This is a genomic window from Pseudooceanicola sp., from assembly GCF_029213205.1.
GTDB lineage: Bacteria > Pseudomonadota > Alphaproteobacteria > Rhodobacterales > Rhodobacteraceae > Pseudooceanicola.
The window spans coordinates 25465-42834 of sequence record NZ_JARGNH010000013.1; the positions used below are offsets into that span (position 1 = coordinate 25465).

16 protein-coding genes are annotated in these 17370 nt (G+C 63.3%); 9 read left to right on the top strand and 7 right to left on the bottom strand.

From position 1 onward, the window contains the following. Positions 1-36: 36 nt before the first annotated feature. Positions 37-1353, bottom strand: coding sequence for a tRNA (N6-isopentenyl adenosine(37)-C2)-methylthiotransferase MiaB (gene miaB / locus P1U48_RS11225; RefSeq protein ID WP_301069074.1), 1317 nt, complete (start codon positions 1351-1353; stop codon positions 37-39). A gap of 111 nt (positions 1354-1464) precedes the next feature. Here miaB and P1U48_RS11230 point away from each other — a divergent pair, with 111 nt between their 5' ends. After that, on the top strand, positions 1465-2334 hold the full coding sequence (locus P1U48_RS11230; RefSeq protein ID WP_301069075.1) for a hypothetical protein: 870 nt from the start codon (positions 1465-1467) through the stop codon (positions 2332-2334). Here the strand turns inward: P1U48_RS11230 and P1U48_RS11235 are convergent. From P1U48_RS11235 to fabA, 4 genes are all read right to left on the bottom strand, one after another. Next, positions 2331-2471 (bottom strand): hypothetical protein, encoded by a 141-nt coding sequence (locus P1U48_RS11235; protein WP_301069076.1) that lies wholly within the window; start codon positions 2469-2471, stop codon positions 2331-2333. The two genes, P1U48_RS11230 and P1U48_RS11235, sit on opposite strands and share 4 nt — an antisense overlap. 235 nt (positions 2472-2706) lie before the next feature. Further along, positions 2707-3495 carry an enoyl-ACP reductase gene (locus tag P1U48_RS11240; protein ID WP_301069077.1) on the bottom strand — a complete coding sequence of 263 codons (789 nt, stop codon included), beginning with the start codon at positions 3493-3495 and terminating at the stop codon, positions 2707-2709. Between the two features lie 23 nt (positions 3496-3518). Continuing rightward, a complete protein-coding gene (gene fabB / locus P1U48_RS11245; RefSeq protein ID WP_301069078.1) occupies positions 3519-4748 on the bottom strand; it encodes a beta-ketoacyl-ACP synthase I in 1230 nt (409 codons plus the stop codon). Between the two features lie 33 nt (positions 4749-4781). After that, positions 4782-5291 (bottom strand): bifunctional 3-hydroxydecanoyl-ACP dehydratase/trans-2-decenoyl-ACP isomerase, encoded by a 510-nt coding sequence (gene fabA / locus P1U48_RS11250; protein ID WP_301069079.1) that lies wholly within the window; start codon positions 5289-5291, stop codon positions 4782-4784. A gap of 189 nt (positions 5292-5480) precedes the next feature. On the opposite strand from fabA, the gene irr reads away from it, so the two are divergent. Continuing rightward, positions 5481-5897 carry a Fur family transcriptional regulator Irr gene (irr, locus tag P1U48_RS11255; protein WP_301069145.1) on the top strand — a complete coding sequence of 139 codons (417 nt, stop codon included), beginning with the start codon at positions 5481-5483 and terminating at the stop codon, positions 5895-5897. Between the two features lie 274 nt (positions 5898-6171). On the opposite strand, the gene clpB is transcribed toward irr, so the two are convergent. Next, entirely contained in the window at positions 6172-8790 is a 2619-nt protein-coding gene (gene clpB / locus P1U48_RS11260) for an ATP-dependent chaperone ClpB (RefSeq protein WP_301069080.1), read from the bottom strand. A 206-nt stretch (positions 8791-8996) separates the two neighbouring features. Here clpB and pyrF point away from each other — a divergent pair, with 206 nt between their 5' ends. Next, the gene (gene pyrF / locus P1U48_RS11265; RefSeq protein ID WP_301069081.1) at positions 8997-9695 is read left to right on the top strand and encodes an orotidine-5'-phosphate decarboxylase; all 699 of its coding nucleotides are present in this window, start codon (positions 8997-8999) and stop codon (positions 9693-9695) included. A 47-nt stretch (positions 9696-9742) separates the two neighbouring features. On the opposite strand, the gene P1U48_RS11270 is transcribed toward pyrF, so the two are convergent. Further along, positions 9743-10624, bottom strand: a complete 882-nt coding sequence (locus tag P1U48_RS11270) for a MurR/RpiR family transcriptional regulator (protein ID WP_301069082.1) — start codon at positions 10622-10624, stop codon at positions 9743-9745. 142 nt (positions 10625-10766) lie between these two features. Between P1U48_RS11270 and P1U48_RS11275 the strand changes: the two genes are divergently transcribed. The 6 genes from P1U48_RS11275 to P1U48_RS11300 all read left to right on the top strand — a co-directional run bounded on the left by P1U48_RS11275 (position 10767) and on the right by P1U48_RS11300 (position 17370). Next, positions 10767-11480: an N-formylglutamate amidohydrolase gene (locus P1U48_RS11275; protein ID WP_301069083.1), complete on the top strand. Its 714-nt coding sequence runs from the start codon at positions 10767-10769 to the stop codon at positions 11478-11480. After that, entirely contained in the window at positions 11477-12061 is a 585-nt protein-coding gene (locus P1U48_RS11280) for a TRAP transporter small permease subunit (protein WP_301069084.1), read from the top strand. Before P1U48_RS11275 ends, P1U48_RS11280 begins: the two co-directional genes overlap by 4 nt. Next, positions 12061-13386, top strand: coding sequence for a TRAP transporter large permease subunit (locus P1U48_RS11285; protein WP_301069085.1), 1326 nt, complete (start codon positions 12061-12063; stop codon positions 13384-13386). The genes P1U48_RS11280 and P1U48_RS11285 overlap by 1 nt, the downstream gene beginning before the upstream one ends. 64 nt (positions 13387-13450) lie before the next feature. Beyond that, the gene (locus P1U48_RS11290; RefSeq protein ID WP_301069086.1) at positions 13451-14482 is read left to right on the top strand and encodes a TRAP transporter substrate-binding protein; all 1032 of its coding nucleotides are present in this window, start codon (positions 13451-13453) and stop codon (positions 14480-14482) included. A gap of 78 nt (positions 14483-14560) precedes the next feature. After that, complete coding sequence (locus P1U48_RS11295; protein WP_301069088.1) at positions 14561-15925, top strand: glutamine synthetase family protein; 1365 nt, start codon at positions 14561-14563, stop codon at positions 15923-15925. 71 nt (positions 15926-15996) lie between these two features. Continuing rightward, positions 15997-17370, top strand: a complete 1374-nt coding sequence (locus tag P1U48_RS11300) for an aldehyde dehydrogenase family protein (RefSeq protein WP_301069089.1) — start codon at positions 15997-15999, stop codon at positions 17368-17370.

Sequence of the window (17370 nt, forward strand, 5' to 3'; positions counted from 1 at the left end):
CATCGAAGTGAATTGGTTAACGCCGCATCGCGCCGGTCAGATCAGCGCACCGGCCAGCGAGTTCGGACCGCTTGCTGTGATTCTCACCCGGTGCAACTGGCCCAGAACCTCGGGCGGCGCCTGAACATGCACCGCATGCAGGTGATCGGATTTACCGGTCATCTGCCCCGGCATCCGTCCGGCACGTTCAAACAGCACCCCGACCTCGCGCCCGACCATTGCATCCTGCGCTGCCCGCTGTTGTGCAGTGATCAGCGCCTGCAACCGGTGCAGCCGTTCCGCCGCCTCGGCCGGATCAACCTGCGGGCGTTCGGCGGCGGGGGTGCCGGGACGTGGTGAATACTTGAAACTATAGGCCTGACCATAGCCAACCGACTCGACCAGATCGAGGGTGGCCTGAAAATCCACCTCGGTCTCTTCGGGAAAGCCGACGATGAAATCGCCCGAGATCAGGATATCGGGCCGGGCGGCGCGAATCCGCTCGATCAGCCGCAGGTAGCTTTCGGCGGTGTGGCTGCGGTTCATCCGTTTCAGAATCCGGTCACTGCCCGATTGCACCGGCAGATGCAGATAGGGCATCAGCTTGGCACAGTCCCCATGCGCCGCGATCAGATCATCGCCCATGTCATTGGGGTGGCTGGTGGTAAAGCGGATGCGCTCCAGCCCGTCGATGTCGTTCAGGGCCCAGATTAGCTGTGCCAGCCCCCAATCGCCCTCCGCCCCGGCGCCGTGATAGGCGTTCACATTCTGGCCCAGCAGGGTGATCTCGCGCACCCCGCGCTCAACCAGATCGCGGGCCTCTTCCAGCACCCGCGCCGCCGGGCGCGAGACTTCGGCGCCACGGGTATAGGGCACCACGCAAAAGGCGCAGAACTTGTCACAGCCCTCTTGCACCGTCAAAAACGCGCTCGGTCCGCGCTTGGCCTTGGGCCGTGCCTTCAGCCGTTCAAACTTGTCTTCCTCGGGAAATTCGGTGTCGATCACCTTTTCCGACCCGGCCCGCGCCTCCATCTCTGGCAGGCGGTGATAGCTCTGCGGGCCGACCACCAGATCGACCATCGGCTGGCGGGCGATGATCTCGGCGCCCTCAGCCTGGGCCACACAGCCGGCGACGCCGATCTTCAGATCCGGCTTTGCCACCTTCAGATCCCGGAACCGGCCGAGCTCGGAATAGACCTTTTCGGCGGCCTTTTCGCGAATGTGGCAGGTGTTGAGCAGGATCATATCCGCCTCATCCGGCGTCGCGACCTCGACATAGCCATTGCCGCCCAAAGCTTCGACCATGCGTTCGCTGTCATAGACATTCATCTGACAGCCATAGGTCTTGATATACAGTTTCTTGGGCTCGCCCATCTCTGCGCCTCTGGCCGGGAAATCACGCCGCTGACTACACCAGGTTCAGGGTGGCTTGCAATGCGCGGCCCGAGCGGCGATTCTGGCGCCGACACGAAAGGACGACGCCGAATGCGGTTCGAAAACCTGCCCGATTTCCTGAAGAACGGCACCGATGCGCTGCTCAAGGGGCCGGTGGCGATGATCTTTGCCGAGGACGACGTCGAGCTGGCCTCGACCATCCGCCATCACCGGGTGGCCGGGTTCGTCCAGACCCTGGTGTTCATGTCGCCCGCCTTTGACCTGCCCGCCGATCTGGAGCGGGTCTGCTGGCGGATCGATTACGACATGGTGCAGCCCAATGCGCTGGAACAGGCGGTCAATGCGGTGATCGACGCCGCGCCGGGGCTGTGGCTCTATTATTGCTACAATGCCGAATACCTGTTCCACCCGTTCTGCGAGACCCGCTCGATCGCCGAGATGCTGGCCTTTCACACCGAAGAGCGGCGCGATGCGATGCTGACCTATGTGGTCGATCTTTACGCCGGGAACCTCGACGCCTCTCCCAACGCGGTCTCCCTCGAAGACGCGCAACTGGACCGCTCCGGCTATTACGCCCTGGCCCGGCCCGATGTGATGAACCACAATCACCCGAAAGAACGGCAGCTCGATTTCTACGGCGGGCTGCGCTGGCGGTTCGAGGAACATGTGCCCCAGGCCCGGCGCAAGATCGACAGGATCTCGCTGTTTCGGGCCAAGCCGGGGCTGAAATTGCTGCCGGGATTCGTGTTCAACGACGAGGAATACAACACCTATTCCTGCCCCTGGCACCACAATCTGACCGCCTCGGTCTGCTCGTTCCGCACCGCCAAGGCGCTCCGGCTCAACCCCGGGTCACGCTTTGATATCCAGTCGTTTTGCTGGCACAATTCCGAACCGTTTGAATGGCATTCGCGCCAGCTCCTCGACCTTGGCCTGATGGAGCCGGGGCAATGGTTCTAGAGCGGCGGCTCACTGCGAATTAACAGCAGCGCCAGCGCCACACCGCCCAGCGCCAGCCCGACAATCAGCTTTGGCAACCCGCGCCGGGATCTGGCCCGGCCCGGTCGGTGACTGGATTTGAAGTTCAATGTCCCCATGACGCCAGAGTGCCGCAGGCGGGGCGTCAGGCAAAGACATTCTGCGCAATGGCCCCGGTCTCGGTGGTGCTCCGCCCATTGCGGGCGCCGATCGGCGGATCGCCGCGCCTGGCCCTGGCCCTGGCTCTGGTAGAACGTTTCCCCGCCGGAGGCACATGCGGCGGAGTCCGCCCGGAAGCTGCCGCATGAACAAAAGCAATGCGCCGCCAGGTCGATCCTACGGATCGGTCGCGGGTTACAGATTCTCCGGCTGCGGCATGCCGAGGATGTGATAGCCGCCATCGACGCGCACGATCTCGCCAGTGGTGCAGGCGCCGGCCGCCGAGGCGAGGTAGACGGCAGTGCCGCCCACCGCTTCCAGCGTCGCATTGGCGCGCAGCGGGGCATTGGCCTCGGTCTGGCGAAAGGTCTTGCGTGCGCCGCCAATCGCCGCCCCGGCCAGGGTCTTCATCGGGCCGGGCGAAATCGCATTGACCCGGATCCCGTCGGGACCGAGGTCATTGGCCAGATAGCGCACCGCCGCCTCCAGCGCCGCCTTGGCGACACCCATCACATTGTAAAACGGCGTCACCCGGTTCGACCCCTGATAGGTCAGGGTCAGGATGGTGCCGCCGTCCTTCATCAGTTTGGCGGCGCGGCGCGACACTTCGATCAGCGAATAGCAGGAGATATCCAGCGAATTCTTGAAGTTCTCGCGACTGGTGTTGATGAACCGGCCCGAAAGTTCGTCCTTGTTGGAATAGGCGATGGCATGGACCAGAAAGTCCATCGTGCCCCATTGCTTTTCCAGCTCCGCAAAAGCGGCGGTGAGCGAAGCATCGTTGGTCACATCGGCATCGACCAGGATCGACGATCCCAGCGTCGCCGCCAGCGGCTCGACCCGCTTGCCAAAGGCTTCGCCCTGATAGGTAAAGGCCAGTTCGGCGCCCTCGGCGGCCATCGCCTTGGCGATGCCCCAGGCGATCGAGCGTTCGTTCGCCACGCCCATGATCAGGCCGCGTTTACCTTTTAATGCGTCGCCCATGTTCCGTCCGTCCTGCCTTCGGTTCAGCCGTTGAAACGGGAGAGCAGCATCGAACCATTCGTGCCGCCGAACCCGAAGGAATTGGTCATCACCGTATCGAGACCCGCATTTTCCACCAGCGCCGTCGCGATTTCCGCGGGGTTCAAGGCGGGGTCGATCGTTTCGACATTGATCGACGGGGTGATGAAATCACCGTCGAGCATCAGCAGGCAGAAAATCGTCTCGAGCGCGCCGGCGGCGCCCTGGGCGTGGCCGGTCATCGATTTGGTCGATGAGATCGGCGGGGTGGACCCTGTGCCGAACACCCGGCGCACCGACTCGACTTCGCCGATGTCGCCGACCGGGGTCGAGGTGCCATGCGCATTGATATAGCTGATCTTGCGCCCCTCGGGCAGGGTGGTCAGCGCCTGGCGCATCGCCCGTTCGCCGCCCTCGCCTGAGGGCGCGACCATGTCATGCCCGTCCGAAGTGGCGGCATAGCCGGTGACCTCGGCATAGATCTTGGCGCCGCGCGCCTTGGCGTGCTCCAATTCCTCAAGCACGACAATGCCGCCGCCGCCCGAGATCACGAAACCATCGCGGCCCTCGTCAAACGCGCGCGAGGCCTGTTGCGGGGTGTCGTTATATTTCGACGACATAGCCCCCATTGCGTCGAACAGGCAGGACAGGGTCCAGTCGAGTTCTTCGCCGCCGCCGGCAAACATCACATCCTGCTTGCCCAGCATGATCTGTTCGGCAGCATTGCCGATGCAATGCAGGCTGGTCGAACAGGCCGAGGTGATCGAATAGTTGATGCCCTTGATCTTGAACGCCGTCGCCAGATTGGCCGAGACTGTCGAGGACATGCATTTGGGCACCGCAAACGGGCCGATCCGCTTGGTTGCGCCGGATTTCAGCACCACCTGATGCGCCGCGAACATGGCCGAGGTCGAGGGCCCGCCGGACCCGGCGATCAGCCCGGTCCGCGGGTTCACGATATCGGCCTCGTCCAGCCCGGCATCGGCAATCGCCTGGCTCATCGCGATATGCGCATAGGCCGCACCGCCGCCCATGAAGCGCAGGCTGCGCTTGTCGATATGGTCGGCCACGTCAATCTTGAGGGTGCCCGCAACCTGGCTGCGGAACCCATGTTCTGCCATTTCCGGCGAGGCTTCGATGCCCGACCGACCGGCCTTGAGAGAGGCAATCACCTCATCGGCTGAATTGCCGATCGAGGACACTATTCCCAATCCTGTAACGACGACACGGCGCATCACGCTCTCCTTCCCGATCCAAGGACCACATTGTCAGCTTTCTGACAGGGCGACCTTCATGTCTTTGACCAGATAAATCACTTCTCCATCCGCCTCGACCCGGCCATCGGCGACGCCCATGGTCAACCGGCGGGTCTGCACGGCCTTGGTGAAATCCACATAATATGTCAGCCGCTTGCGGTCCGGGCGCACCATGCCCTTCAGCTTGACCTCGCCGACACCCATAGCATAGCCGCGACCAAGCCAGCCGCGCCAGCCCAGATTGAAGCCGGTCAATTGCCACAGCCCGTCCAGGCCCAGGCAACCGGGCATGATCGGGTTGCCGGGGAAATGGCAGGCAAAGAACCACAGGTCCGGGGTGATATCGAATTCGGCCACGACATGGCCCTTGCCATGCTCACCGCCATCGCCGCTGATCTCGGTGATCCGATCCATCATCAGCATCGGCGGTTCGGGCAATTGCGCATTGCCCGGCCCGAACAATTCGCCGCGGGCACATTTTAGCAGATCGTCCTTGTTGAAACTGGTCGGATATCCGGCCATGCGGTGCAGCTCCTTCGTGTCGATTGTCCGCGCGGATCCGTTTCCCTCTACCACCCGCGTAAACTGCGTTGCAAGGGGCGCAGGGGCTGATGCGGTGAATGGCCGCCCGGGGCGCGCAAAGTGAAAGCAATTGAGTTTGTTGCGCCCGGGCCGTTATATTGCTGGCCGAGGAGATGCGATTTGCAGAGTTTGCCGAAAGATGCGCGCGAAACCGGAACCCGCTGGCTGACCAGCGGCGGGCTGCGCCCGACGCGGCAGCGGGTGGCTCTGGCAATGCTGCTGGTTGGTGATGGCTGCAACCGCCATGTCACCGCTGACAGCCTGTTCGCCGCCGCCAAGGCGCAGGATCACCCGGTGTCGATGGCCACCGTCTACAACACCCTGCGGGCGTTCTGTAACGCTGGGCTGCTGCGGGAAATTACCGTCGACGGCTCGAAAAGCTATTTTGACACCAATATGCACGATCACCCGCATTTCTATTGGGAGGACGAGGGCCGGTTGACCGACGTCCCCGCCGATCAATTGACCATCGCTCAGCTGCCCGACGCGCCGGAGGGCGCCGAAATCGCCAAGATCGACGTGGTGATCCGGCTGCGACGGAAATAACCGCCCCGATCCCGACGCTGTGGCGAACCGACGCCGAGACCCGTGAGTTTCTGATAGATTGCGCCGTTAGATTGCCGCATCGGGATCGAACGACATCTGCGGGTATTGCCAAAGCGATTGGCGCTTTCGGATCGCCCGGCAGCGCATGCGCCTGACCTGGCAAAGGTACCGTCAGCGTAGAGAAAGATTGGCCCGGCGGGCCATTTGCGGGGGCGCGCGGCGCGATGCCCCCGGTCAGGCAATTGACCGGGGGCAGGTTTTCATGGCGCAGCGATTAGTGCAGCACCGCATCGTCCGGCTTGCCGCGATGCGAGGCGCCGATCCTGTCACCCAGGATCAGCCCATCGGACCCGACGCTGACATCGACGCTGTCACCGTCCTTGACGTCGCCCGCCAGCAGCAATTCGGCCAGCGGATCCTGCAACGCCTTCTGGATCACCCGTTTCAGCGGCCGCGCGCCGAACACCGGGTCATAGCCTTCGTCGGCCAGCCATTTCAGCGCATCCCCATCCGGGTTCAGGGTGATCTTGCGCGCCTTCAGACGCTTGGCCAGGCGCCGCATCTGGATATCGACGATGCCGTCCATATCCTCGCGCTGCAGCCGGTCGAACACCACGATCTCATCCAGCCGGTTCAGGAATTCCGGGCGGAAATGTGCCCGCACCGCATCCATCACCCCGCGCTTGGCTTCCGCCGCATCAGCGCCTTCGGGCAATTGCGACAGCGCCTGCGAGCCGAGGTTCGAGGTCAGCACGATCAGCGTCTGCTTGAAATCCACGGTCCGGCCCTGGCCATCGGTCAGGATACCGTCATCCAGCACTTGCAGCAGCACGTTGAACACATCCGGATGCGCCTTTTCGACCTCGTCGAACAGGATCACCTGATAGGGGCGACGGCGCACCGCTTCGGTCAGCACCCCGCCTTCGTCATAGCCGACATAGCCCGGAGGGGCGCCGATCAGCCGGGCCACCGAATGTTTCTCCATGAATTCGCTCATGTCGATGCGCACCATGGCGTTGTCGTCGTCGAACAGGAATTCGGCGACCGCCTTGGTCAGCTCGGTCTTGCCGACGCCGGTCGGGCCGAGGAACAGGAAACTGCCCAGCGGGCGGCCTTCGTCGTTCAGCCCGGCGCGGGCGCGGCGCACCGCATTGGCGACCGCATTCACCGCTGCGTTCTGGCCGATGACCCGCTTGTGCAGCCCGTCCTCCATGCGCAGCAGCTTGTCACGCTCGCCTTCCAGCATCCGTGCGGTGGGTATCCCGGTCCAGCGTTCGACCACCTGGGCGATCTGTTCCGGGCGCACCGCTTCTTCGACCATCACGCCGTTTGCGTCTTGCTGCTCGGCTGCACCCAGCTGTTTCTCAAGCTGCGGGATGACGCCATAGGACAGCTCACCGGCCTTGCCCAGATCGCCGTGGCGTTTGGCAATCTCCAGGTCGGCGCGGGCGCGATCCAGCTGTTCCTTGATGTCGCGGGCCGAAGCGAGCTTGTCACGCTCGGCCTGCCATTTGGAGGTCATCTCGTTGGATTTGTCCTGCAGATCCGCGAGTTCCTTTTCCAGCCGCTCCAGCCGGTCTTTCGAGGCGGCGTCGTCCTCTTTCTTCAACGCCTCGCCTTCGATCTGCAACTGCAGGATCTGCCGGTCGAGCTGGTCCAGCTCCTCGGGTTTGGAATCCACCTCCATCCGCAGACGGCTGGCGGCCTCGTCCATCAGGTCGATCGCCTTATCGGGCAGGAACCGGTCGGTGATATAGCGGTTCGACAGGGTCGCCGCCGCCACCAGAGCGGAATCCGAGATCCGCACGCCATGGTGCAGCTCATATTTTTCCTTGATGCCGCGCAGGATCGAGATCGTGTCTTCGACTGTCGGCTCTTCGACCACGACCGGTTGGAACCGGCGGGCCAGCGCCGCGTCCTTTTCGACGTATTTGCGGTATTCATCCAGCGTGGTGGCACCGATGCAATGCAATTCGCCCCGGGCCAGCGCCGGTTTGATCAGGTTGGCCGCATCCATCGCGCCATCGGCCTTGCCGGCACCAACCAGCGTGTGCATCTCGTCGATGAACAGGATGATCTCGCCAGAGGCGGCTTCGATTTCCTTGAGGATGGCTTTCAGCCGTTCTTCGAATTCGCCACGGTATTTGGCACCGGCAATCAGCGCGCCCATGTCGAGCGCCAGCAAGCGCTTGTCCTTCAGGCTTTCGGGCACATCGCCGTCGATGATCCGCAGCGCCATGCCTTCGGCGATCGCGGTCTTGCCGACGCCGGGTTCCCCGATCAGCACCGGGTTGTTCTTGGTCCGGCGCGACAGCACCTGCATCGAGCGGCGAATTTCATCGTCGCGCCCGATGATCGGGTCGATTTTTCCCTCTTCGGCGGCCTTGGTCAGGTCACGGGTGTATTTTTCCAGCGCCTCAAAGGTGTCCTCGGCGCTTTCGCTGTCGGCGGTGCGGCCCTTGCGGATGTCGTTGATCGCCTCGTTCAGCTTTTGCGCGGTGATGCCACCGGCCTCAAGCGCGTCCTTGGCCGGGCTTTTCACCAGCGCCAGCGCGGTCAACAACCGTTCGACCGGGATGAAGCTGTCCTTGGCCTTTTGCGCGACTTTTTCCGCCTCGCTCAGCACTTTCACGGTTTGCTGACCCATATAGGTCTGCCCGGCATCGCCGCTGACCTTCGGGATCTTGGCCAGCGCCAGATCAAGCGCCTGGGTCACCGCATCGGGGTCGCCGCCAGCCTTGCGGGTCAGGTTGCTGGCCAGCCCTTCGCTGTCGTCCATCAGGGCCTTGAGCAGGTGCTCAGGCGAAAGCTGTTGGTGGTTTTCACGAATTGCGATGGTCTGCGCCGCCTGGATGAAACCGCGTGACCGTTCCGTGAACTTGGACAAGTCCATCATCATTCTCCTTTTGCAAGCGTCCCCCTTGAGGGCCACCCTGGAAAAGGCATGGCCGGTTGGGAACCTTGTTGATGAGATGGGGCAGGATCGCGGGCGGTTCAAGATGTTGGGATGGAAATCCGCCTTGATTTGGTTCCGGTCTTGACCCCATGCCACTTCCCCCGCATCACCGCCAGCAACCCCGATGGGTGCAGGAGATCGAAATGGCTGATGACAAACTGATCGTGGCGCTGGATATGCCGAATGCGCTGGAGGGTCTGCAATTGGCCGAACGCATCGGCGACGCGGTGTCGTTTTACAAAGTCGGCCTCGGGATGCTGACCGGCGGCGGGCTGGCCCTGGCCAACGAGCTGAAGCAGGAGCATGGCAAGCGCATATTCCTCGACATGAAGCTGTTCGACATCCCGGCCACGGTGGAAAACGCGGTGCGCGGGTTGGCCGGGTTCGACCTCGATTTCCTGACCGTGCATGGTGATCCCTACGTGGTGCGCGCCGCCCGCGCGGGTGCCGCCAAAGCGCAGACCAAGATTCTTGCCGTGACCATCCTGACCTCGCTGGAACGCGCCGATCTGGATGCGGCGCTGATCGTGCCGGGCGATGTTGCCGAGATTGTCAGCACCCGCGCCGCCCGTGCCTTTGAGGCGGGGGCCGATGGTGTCATCTGCTCGGCCCGCGAGGCTGCCGCGATCCGGGCCCTGCCCGAATCGGAAGGCCGGTTGATCGTCACCCCCGGCATCCGCCCGATGGCCGCCGCCGAAGACGATCAGAAACGGGTGGCCACCCCGCGCAGCGCGATCCGCGACGGCGCCGATCACATCGTCGTCGGCCGACCAATCTGGCGCGCGGCCGATCCACGCGGCGCGGCGCTGGCGATTCAGCGGGACATCGCGACGGCCAGGTGATCAATATCAGCCTGGGCTGAGGGCGCCGGGCGCTCCGGGCAAGCCCGCTAGCCACGAAACAATCGTGTCGCCGAAAACATCTGCTCCAGTGCCTCGATCCGGTCCTTGGCGGTGTCCCAGCGCGCCGCCTGGACCTCGGCGATCAGCGCCTCGACCAGCAGCATGATGGCGATCGTCGAATCCCAGGAGGACGGCGCCTCGACATGGGCGTTGAACACATGCGCCGCCCCCGATGACAGCGGCGATCCCCATTGGTCGGTGAACAGCACCACCTCGGCGCCGCGCTCGGCCGCCAACCCGGCCAGCCGGGCCAGATCGGCCTCGTAGCGGCGGATGTCGAACAGGACCAGCACCGTGTCCGGCCCCATATCCAGAATGTATTGCGGCCAGACATTGGCGCTTTGCGACAGCAGGGTCACGTCGGGGCGGATGATCTGCAGATGGTTGAACAGGTAATCCGCATTGGACCGGGTGATCCGGCCCCCGGCGATCTGCACCCGCCGCGCCGGATCGGCGAGCAGCGCTGCCACCGCGTCAAAGGTCGCGGCATCGACCCGGTCCAGGGTCTGGCGCAGATTGTTGGCCACCGCTTCGGCAAATTGGTTCAGCACATGGCCCTCGGCGGTGCCCGCCGCCCAGACCGCGCGGCGGGCAATCGGTTCGCGGATCTGCGCCGCCGCCTCTTCGCGCAGGGCGTTCTGCAAATCGGTAAAGCCGTCAAAGCCCAGCTTGCGGGCCATCCGGATCACCGTTGGGGACGACACCCCCGCCGCCCCGGCGAGCCTGGTCACCGATTGCAGCCCGGCGACCGGATAATCCTTGAGCAGCACCTCGGCCAGCGTCCGTTCGGCCGCCGTCAGCTCGGCCCGGCGGGCGAGAATGCGGTCTTTGACGATTTGCGCTGAGCCAGTCAGAGGGGACCCTTTCATCGGATTGCTAATTTTTCCTACATTGACGCATCCGTCTGTAGCAAAGACTACAACTTGTCCGTTGACAAGGTTTCAATCGGCGGGTCACTTGCTTCCTATGACTGCTGCCCAACCTCTTTTGTGCCCCGGTGAAGGCACGCCGGTGGACTGCCTCAATCCTGACGGTTCGGGGCCGCTGGTTCTGGTCTGCGAACATGCCAGTGCCTATATCCCTGCCGCGTTGAATGGTCTGGGGCTGAGTGACGCTGACCGGCTCAGCCACGCCGCCTGGGATCCCGGTGCTCTGGCCGTGGCGCAGGCGATGTCAGCGGCGTTGGACGCGCCGCTGGTGGCGGCTCGGGTGTCGCGGCTGGTCTATGATTGCAACCGCCCGCCGGACGCGCCGAATGCGATGCCCGCCCGCAGCGAAGTGATCGAGGTGCCGGGCAACCGCGATCTGAGCGCCGCCCAACGCGCCGCGCGCAGTGCCGCGATCTATGACCCGTTCCAGGCACGATTGCGGGCCACCCTTGCGGCGCATCCGGGCGCTGCATTGGTGACGGTCCATTCCTTTACCCCGACCTGGTTCGGCCAGCCGCGCGCCGCCGAGATCGGGTTGCTGCATGATGCCGATGACCGTCTCGCCGCAGCGATGTTGGCAGGGGCCCAATCGCTGCCCGCCAAGGCGGCACTGAACGTGCCCTATGCGGCGGCGGACGGGGTCACCCATACGCTGAAACTGCACGGGGCCGGGCGCCGCAATGTGATGATCGAAATCCGCAATGATCTGATCGCCACGCCCGAGGCCGCCGCCGCGATGGGGCAGGCGCTGGCCGATCTGATCCGGCTGGCGCTGGGCACGGGGGCGGCGCAATGAGGCGGTTCATCGCCATTGTGGACCGGATGAACCGCTGGATCGGTCGGATCGTGATGTACGGGATCTTTGTGATGATGGGGATCCTGCTGTGGTCGTCGTTTTCCAAGACCTTCACCCTGCCGTCGCTGTGGACGTTGGAAATGGCGCAATTCGCGATGGTCGCCTATTACATCCTCGGCGGGCCCTATTCGATCCAGCTGGGATCGAATGTGCGGATGGACCTGATCTATGGCGAATGGTCGGATCGCAAAAAGGCCATGGTCGACGGGTTCAGCGTGTTTTTCCTGATATTCTATCTGGTGGTGTTGCTTTGGGGCGGGCTGTCGTCGCTGTCCTACAGCCTCGGCAATTTTTCCGGCGATTTCTGGAGCTTTTTTGGCCGGATCATCACAGGGTTCTTTACCGGTGGCATCGAGGGCGCGACAGAGCCGATGGGGTTCATCGAACGGTCCTCGACCGCCTGGCGGCCGGTGATCTGGCCAATCAAGCTGATCATGTGCACCGGGGTGTTTCTGATGCTGCTGCAATGCCTGTCCGAATTCTTCAAGGACATCCTGCGGATCCGGGGGCAGGCGATCTGATGCCTTATGAAATGATCGCCATCCTGATGTTCAGCTCGATGATGCTGATGCTGCTGACCGGGCAACGGGTGTTCGGCGCCATCGGCTTTGTCGCGGTGGTGGCGGCGCTGCTGCTCTGGGGCGACCGCGGCGGTTTCGACCTCGGGTTTTCCGCCGCGATGAAGCTGATGAAATGGTATCCGCTGCTGACCCTGCCGATGTTCATCTTCATGGGCTATGTGCTGTCCGAGAGCAAAATCGCCGATGACCTCTATCGGATGTTCCATGTCTGGATGGGCGGGCTGCATGGCGGGCTGGCGATTGGCACCATCGGGTTGATGGTGCTGATTTCAGCGATGAACGGGCTCAGCGTCGCGGGCATGGCGATTGGCGCCACCATCGCGCTGCCAGAGCTGCTGAAACGCGGCTATGACAAGCGGATGGTGACCGGGGTGATCCAGGCCGGATCCTCGCTCGGGATTCTGGTGCCGCCCTCGGTGGTGCTGGTGCTCTACGCGATGATCGCGCGGCAACCGGTGGGTCAACTCTGGCTGGCCGGGGTGGTGCCGGGGCTGATGATGGCGGCGATGTTCGTGGTCTACATTGCGGTGCGCTGCAAGCTGCAGCCCGAGCTGGGGCCGGTGCTGTCGCCCGAGGAGCGCAATGTGTCACGGGCCGAAAAGAGGCGCCTGCTGGGGGCTGGCCTGCTGCCGTTGTTCATCTTTGCGACGATGATGATTCCCTTTGTGAATGGCTGGACCTCGTTGGTGGAAAGCAGCGCCATTGGCGCGATGGCGGCGTTTCTGGCGGCGGTGGTCAAGGGGCGGATGACCCGCGAGGTGTTTGAGAATTCGGTGCGCAACACCCTGGGGATCTCCTGCATGTTCATGTGGATCATCCTCGCCGCCCTGGCCTTTGGCGCGGTGTTTGACGGGCTCGGCGCGGTCAAGGCGATCGAGAACCTGTTCACCGAACAGCTGGGCCTCGGCCCCTGGGGCATCCTGATCCTGATGCAGCTGAGCTTTATCCTGATGGGCACGTTCCTGGATGACACCGCGATGCTGGTGATCGTCGCGCCGCTTTATGTGCCGCTGGTTCAGGCGCTGGGATTCGATCTGATCTGGTATGGTATCCTTTATACGATCACCACGCAGATCGCCTATATGACGCCGCCGTTCGGCTATAACCTGTTCCTGATGCGGGCGATGGCGCCGCCAGAGATTTCGCTGCGTGATATCTATGCCTCGATCACCCCCTTCGTTCTGGTGATGGTCGCGGCGCTGGTGATCGTGATGCTGGTGCCGGAGATCGCCCTGTGGCTGCCGGGACTGGTCTATGGAGATTAACCACATAAGTGCCCCGGAAAGGGGCCGTTGAGCACGATAATGCAACCCAATCGGAGGTAAGATTATGACCACGAGACGCAAGTTTATCCAAGGCGCGGCCATCGCGCCCGCCGCCGCGCTGGCCACCCCGGCGCTGGCGCAATCGACGATCAAATGGCGGCTGCAAACCTATGCTGGCGCGGCACTGGCCGAACATGTGATCAAGCCCGCCGTCGACAGCTTTAACAAGATCGCGGGCGACCGCATGCAGATCGAGCTCTATTTCTCCGATCAGCTGGTCCCGACCGGCGAGCTGTTTCAGGCGATGCAGCGCGGCACCATCGACGCGGTGCAATCGGACGACGATTCGATGGCCTCGCCGACCGAAGTCACCGTCTTCGGCGGCTATTTCCCCTTCGCCTCGCGCTACAGCCTCGACGTGCCGGTGCTGTTCAACCAATACGGCCTGAACGAGATCTGGGCCGAGGAATATGCCAAGGTCGGGGTGAAACACATCAGCGCCGGGTCCTGGGATCCGTGCCATTTCGCCACCAAGGACCCGATCAACAGCCTGGCTGACCTCAAGGGCAAGCGGGTCTTTACCTTCCCCACCGCTGGCCGCTTCCTCAGCCAGTTCGGGGTGATCCCGGTGACCCTGCCCTGGGAAGACATCGAGGTCGCGGTGCAAACCGGCGAGCTGGACGGCATCGCCTGGTCCGGCATCACCGAGGATTACACCGTCGGTTGGGCCGATGTGACCAACTACTTCCTCACCAACAACATCTCGGGCGCCTGGATTGGCCACTTCTTTGCCAATATGGAACGCTGGAACGAGGTGCCCGCCGATCTTCAGGAATTGCTGAAGGTCTGCATGGAGCAGAGCCACTACTACCGTCAGTGGTGGTATTGGGGGGGCGAGGCTTCGCTGCGGGTCAATGGGCCGAAGATGCAGCTGACCACGATTCCCGATGCCGAATGGGATCAGGTCGAAAGTGCTGCGCACAAGTTCTGGGACGAGATCGCTGCCGAAAGCCCGACCAAGGCCAAGGTCGTCGAGATCTTCAAGCAGTATAATGCCGATATGCAAAAGGCCGGACGTCCCTACCGCTATGGCTAAGCTGCGGGCTTTGCGACATTGAAAGCATCGCGGCGCCCCGAAGGTTTCGGGGCGCCGTCTGGCCGAAAGGAGAACGCCATGCCCGGCAACCTGACATTCACCGATCTGAAATCCAAAGTGGCCGATGGCAGCATCGACACGGTATTGGCCTGTATCGTCGACATGCAGGGCCGGTTGATGGGCAAGCGGTTCACCGGCAGCCATTTCGCCGCCAGCGCCTGGGAAGAGACCCATTGCTGCAACTACCTGCTGGCCACCGACCTTGAGATGGAAACGCCCGAGGGCTATGCCGCGACCTCCTGGCGGGCGGGTTACGGCGACTACATGATGAAGCCTGATCTCGCCACCTTGCGGCTGGTGCCCTGGCTTGCGGGCACGGCGATGGTGCTGTGCGATCTGCGCGATCATCACGACCAGGGCGATATCGAACATTCGCCGCGCGCCATTCTGAAACGTCAGATCGCCCGGGCGCAGGCGCTGGGCCTGACCCCGATGATGGCGACCGAGCTGGAATTTTTCCTGTTCCAGGGCGATTACAACGCGCTGCGCAACAGCGGCTATCGCGACCTGAAACCCTATTCGCCCTACAATCTTGACTACAACATGCTGGCCACCACCAAGGAAGAGCATGTGATGCGGCCGATCCGTAACCATCTGGTGGCCGCCGGGGTGCCGGTCGAGAATTCCAAGGGCGAGGCCGAGGCCGGTCAGGAAGAGCTGAACATCCGTTATGCCGAGGCGCTGGATTGCGCCGACAACCATGTGATTGCCAAACAGGCGATCAAGGAAATCGCCTGGCAACAGGGGGTTTCGGCGACCTTCCTGCCGAAATGGCGAGACGACGCGGTCGGCAGCGCTGCGCATGTGCATCTGTCGCTCTGGGCGGGCAAAGATCCGGCGTTTTACGACAAGGACGGCGCCCATGGCATGTCTTCGACAATGCGCGCCTTTTGCGCCGGGATGCTGAAATACGCCGCCGACGTGACGGTGTTCCTGGCGCCCTATGTGAATTCCTACAAACGGTTCGCAAAGGGCACCTTTGCCCCGACCAAGATCGCCTGGAGCGTCGACAACCGCACCGCCGGGTTCCGGCTCTGCGGCGAGGGGTCGAAAGCGGTGCGGATGGAATGCCGGATCCCGGGATCCGACATGAACCCCTATCTGGCCGAGGCGGCGCTGCTGGCCGCCGGGCTGAAGGGCATCGAAGAGAGGCTGAGCCTTGGCGATCCGGTCGGGGGTGATCTGTATGACGACACCACGGTCCCGGAAATCCCGCGCTCGCTGGCGGCGGCAACCGAGCGGCTACGCGCCTCGACCATGCTGCGCGAGGCGTTTGGCGACTGGACCGTCGACCATTACACCCGCGCCGCCGAGGTCGAACAGGAGGCCTTTGACGCCGCCATCACCGATTGGGAAATCGCCCGCGGGTTCGAAAAGGCCTGAGGCCACCCGTGGCGACCCCGCGCCGCTCAACCCAAAGGTTTTTCGGGCCAATTGGCCCAGTGAGGACGAAAATGACCACGCTCACCTGCACCTCCCCCATCGACGGCTCGACCCTGGCGACGCGCGCGGCGCTCAGCCTTGCGGGCGCACATGCCGTTGCCACCCGCGCCCGTGCGGCGCAAAAAGCCTGGGCGGCGCGCCCGCTGAGCGAACGCCGCGACCTGGTGATGGCCGGGGTGGCCCGGATCGGCGAACAGCAGGAGCGGATGACCCTCGAACTGGCGCAGCAAATGGGCCGGCCGATCCGCTATGGCGGTGAATTCGGCGGCTTCAACGAACGCGCCAGCTATATGGCCAGCATTGCCGAGGACGCGCTTGCCCCGCTGGTGATCGAGGACAGCGCCACCGCGCGTCGGGTGATCAAACGCGAAGCGGCGGGCGTGGTGCTGATCGTGGCGCCGTGGAACTACCCCTATATGACCGCGATCAACACCCTGGCCCCGGCACTGATCTCGGGCTCGGCGGTGCTCTTGAAACATGCCACCCAGACGCTGCTGGTCGGCGACCATCTGGCCGAAGCCTTCCACGCCGTTGGCGTGCCCGAGGAGGTCTTTCAGAATGTCTTCCTCGATCATGACACCACCAGCGCCCTGATCGCCGCCCGCGCCTTTGACGTGGTCAATTTCACCGGCTCGGTCGGCGGCGGCAAGGCGATGGAACGCGCGGCGGCGGGGACCTTTACCGCCGTGGCCACCGAACTCGGCGGCAAGGACCCGAGCTATGTCCGCGCCGATGCCGATGTCGATGCGGCGGTTGCCGGGCTGATCGACGGGGCGATGTTCAATTCCGGCCAATGCTGCTGCGGGATCGAGCGGATCTATGTGCATGAAAGCCGGTTCGACGAATTTCTGACCAAGGCGGTGGCGCTGGTCCAAGGCTACAAGCTGGGCAATCCGATGGACAAGGCGACCGATATCGGCCCGATGGCCAATCTGCGCTTTGCCAAGGTGGTGCGCGATCAGCTGGCGCAGGCGCTGGCGCAGGGGGCCAAGGCACATATTGACACGATGCCCGCCGATGACGGCGGCGCATATGTCACGCCGCAGATCCTGACCAATGTGACCCAGGCGATGGATGTGATGCGCGAGGAAACCTTTGGGCCGCTGGTCGGCATCATGCCGGTCAGGGACGACGAAGAGGCAATTGCACTGATGAACGATTGCCAGTTCGGCCTGACCGCGGCGATCTTTACCGCCGATGCGGTGGCGGCCGAAGCGATTGGCGACCGGCTGGAAACCGGCACCGTGTTCATGAACCGCTGCGATTACCTCGATCCCGCATTGTGCTGGTCGGGGTGCAAGGACACAGGCCGCGGCACCGGGCTTTCTGTGCTGGGCTATCACGCGCTGACCCGACCGAAATCCTATCATCTGAAAAAGGGCTGA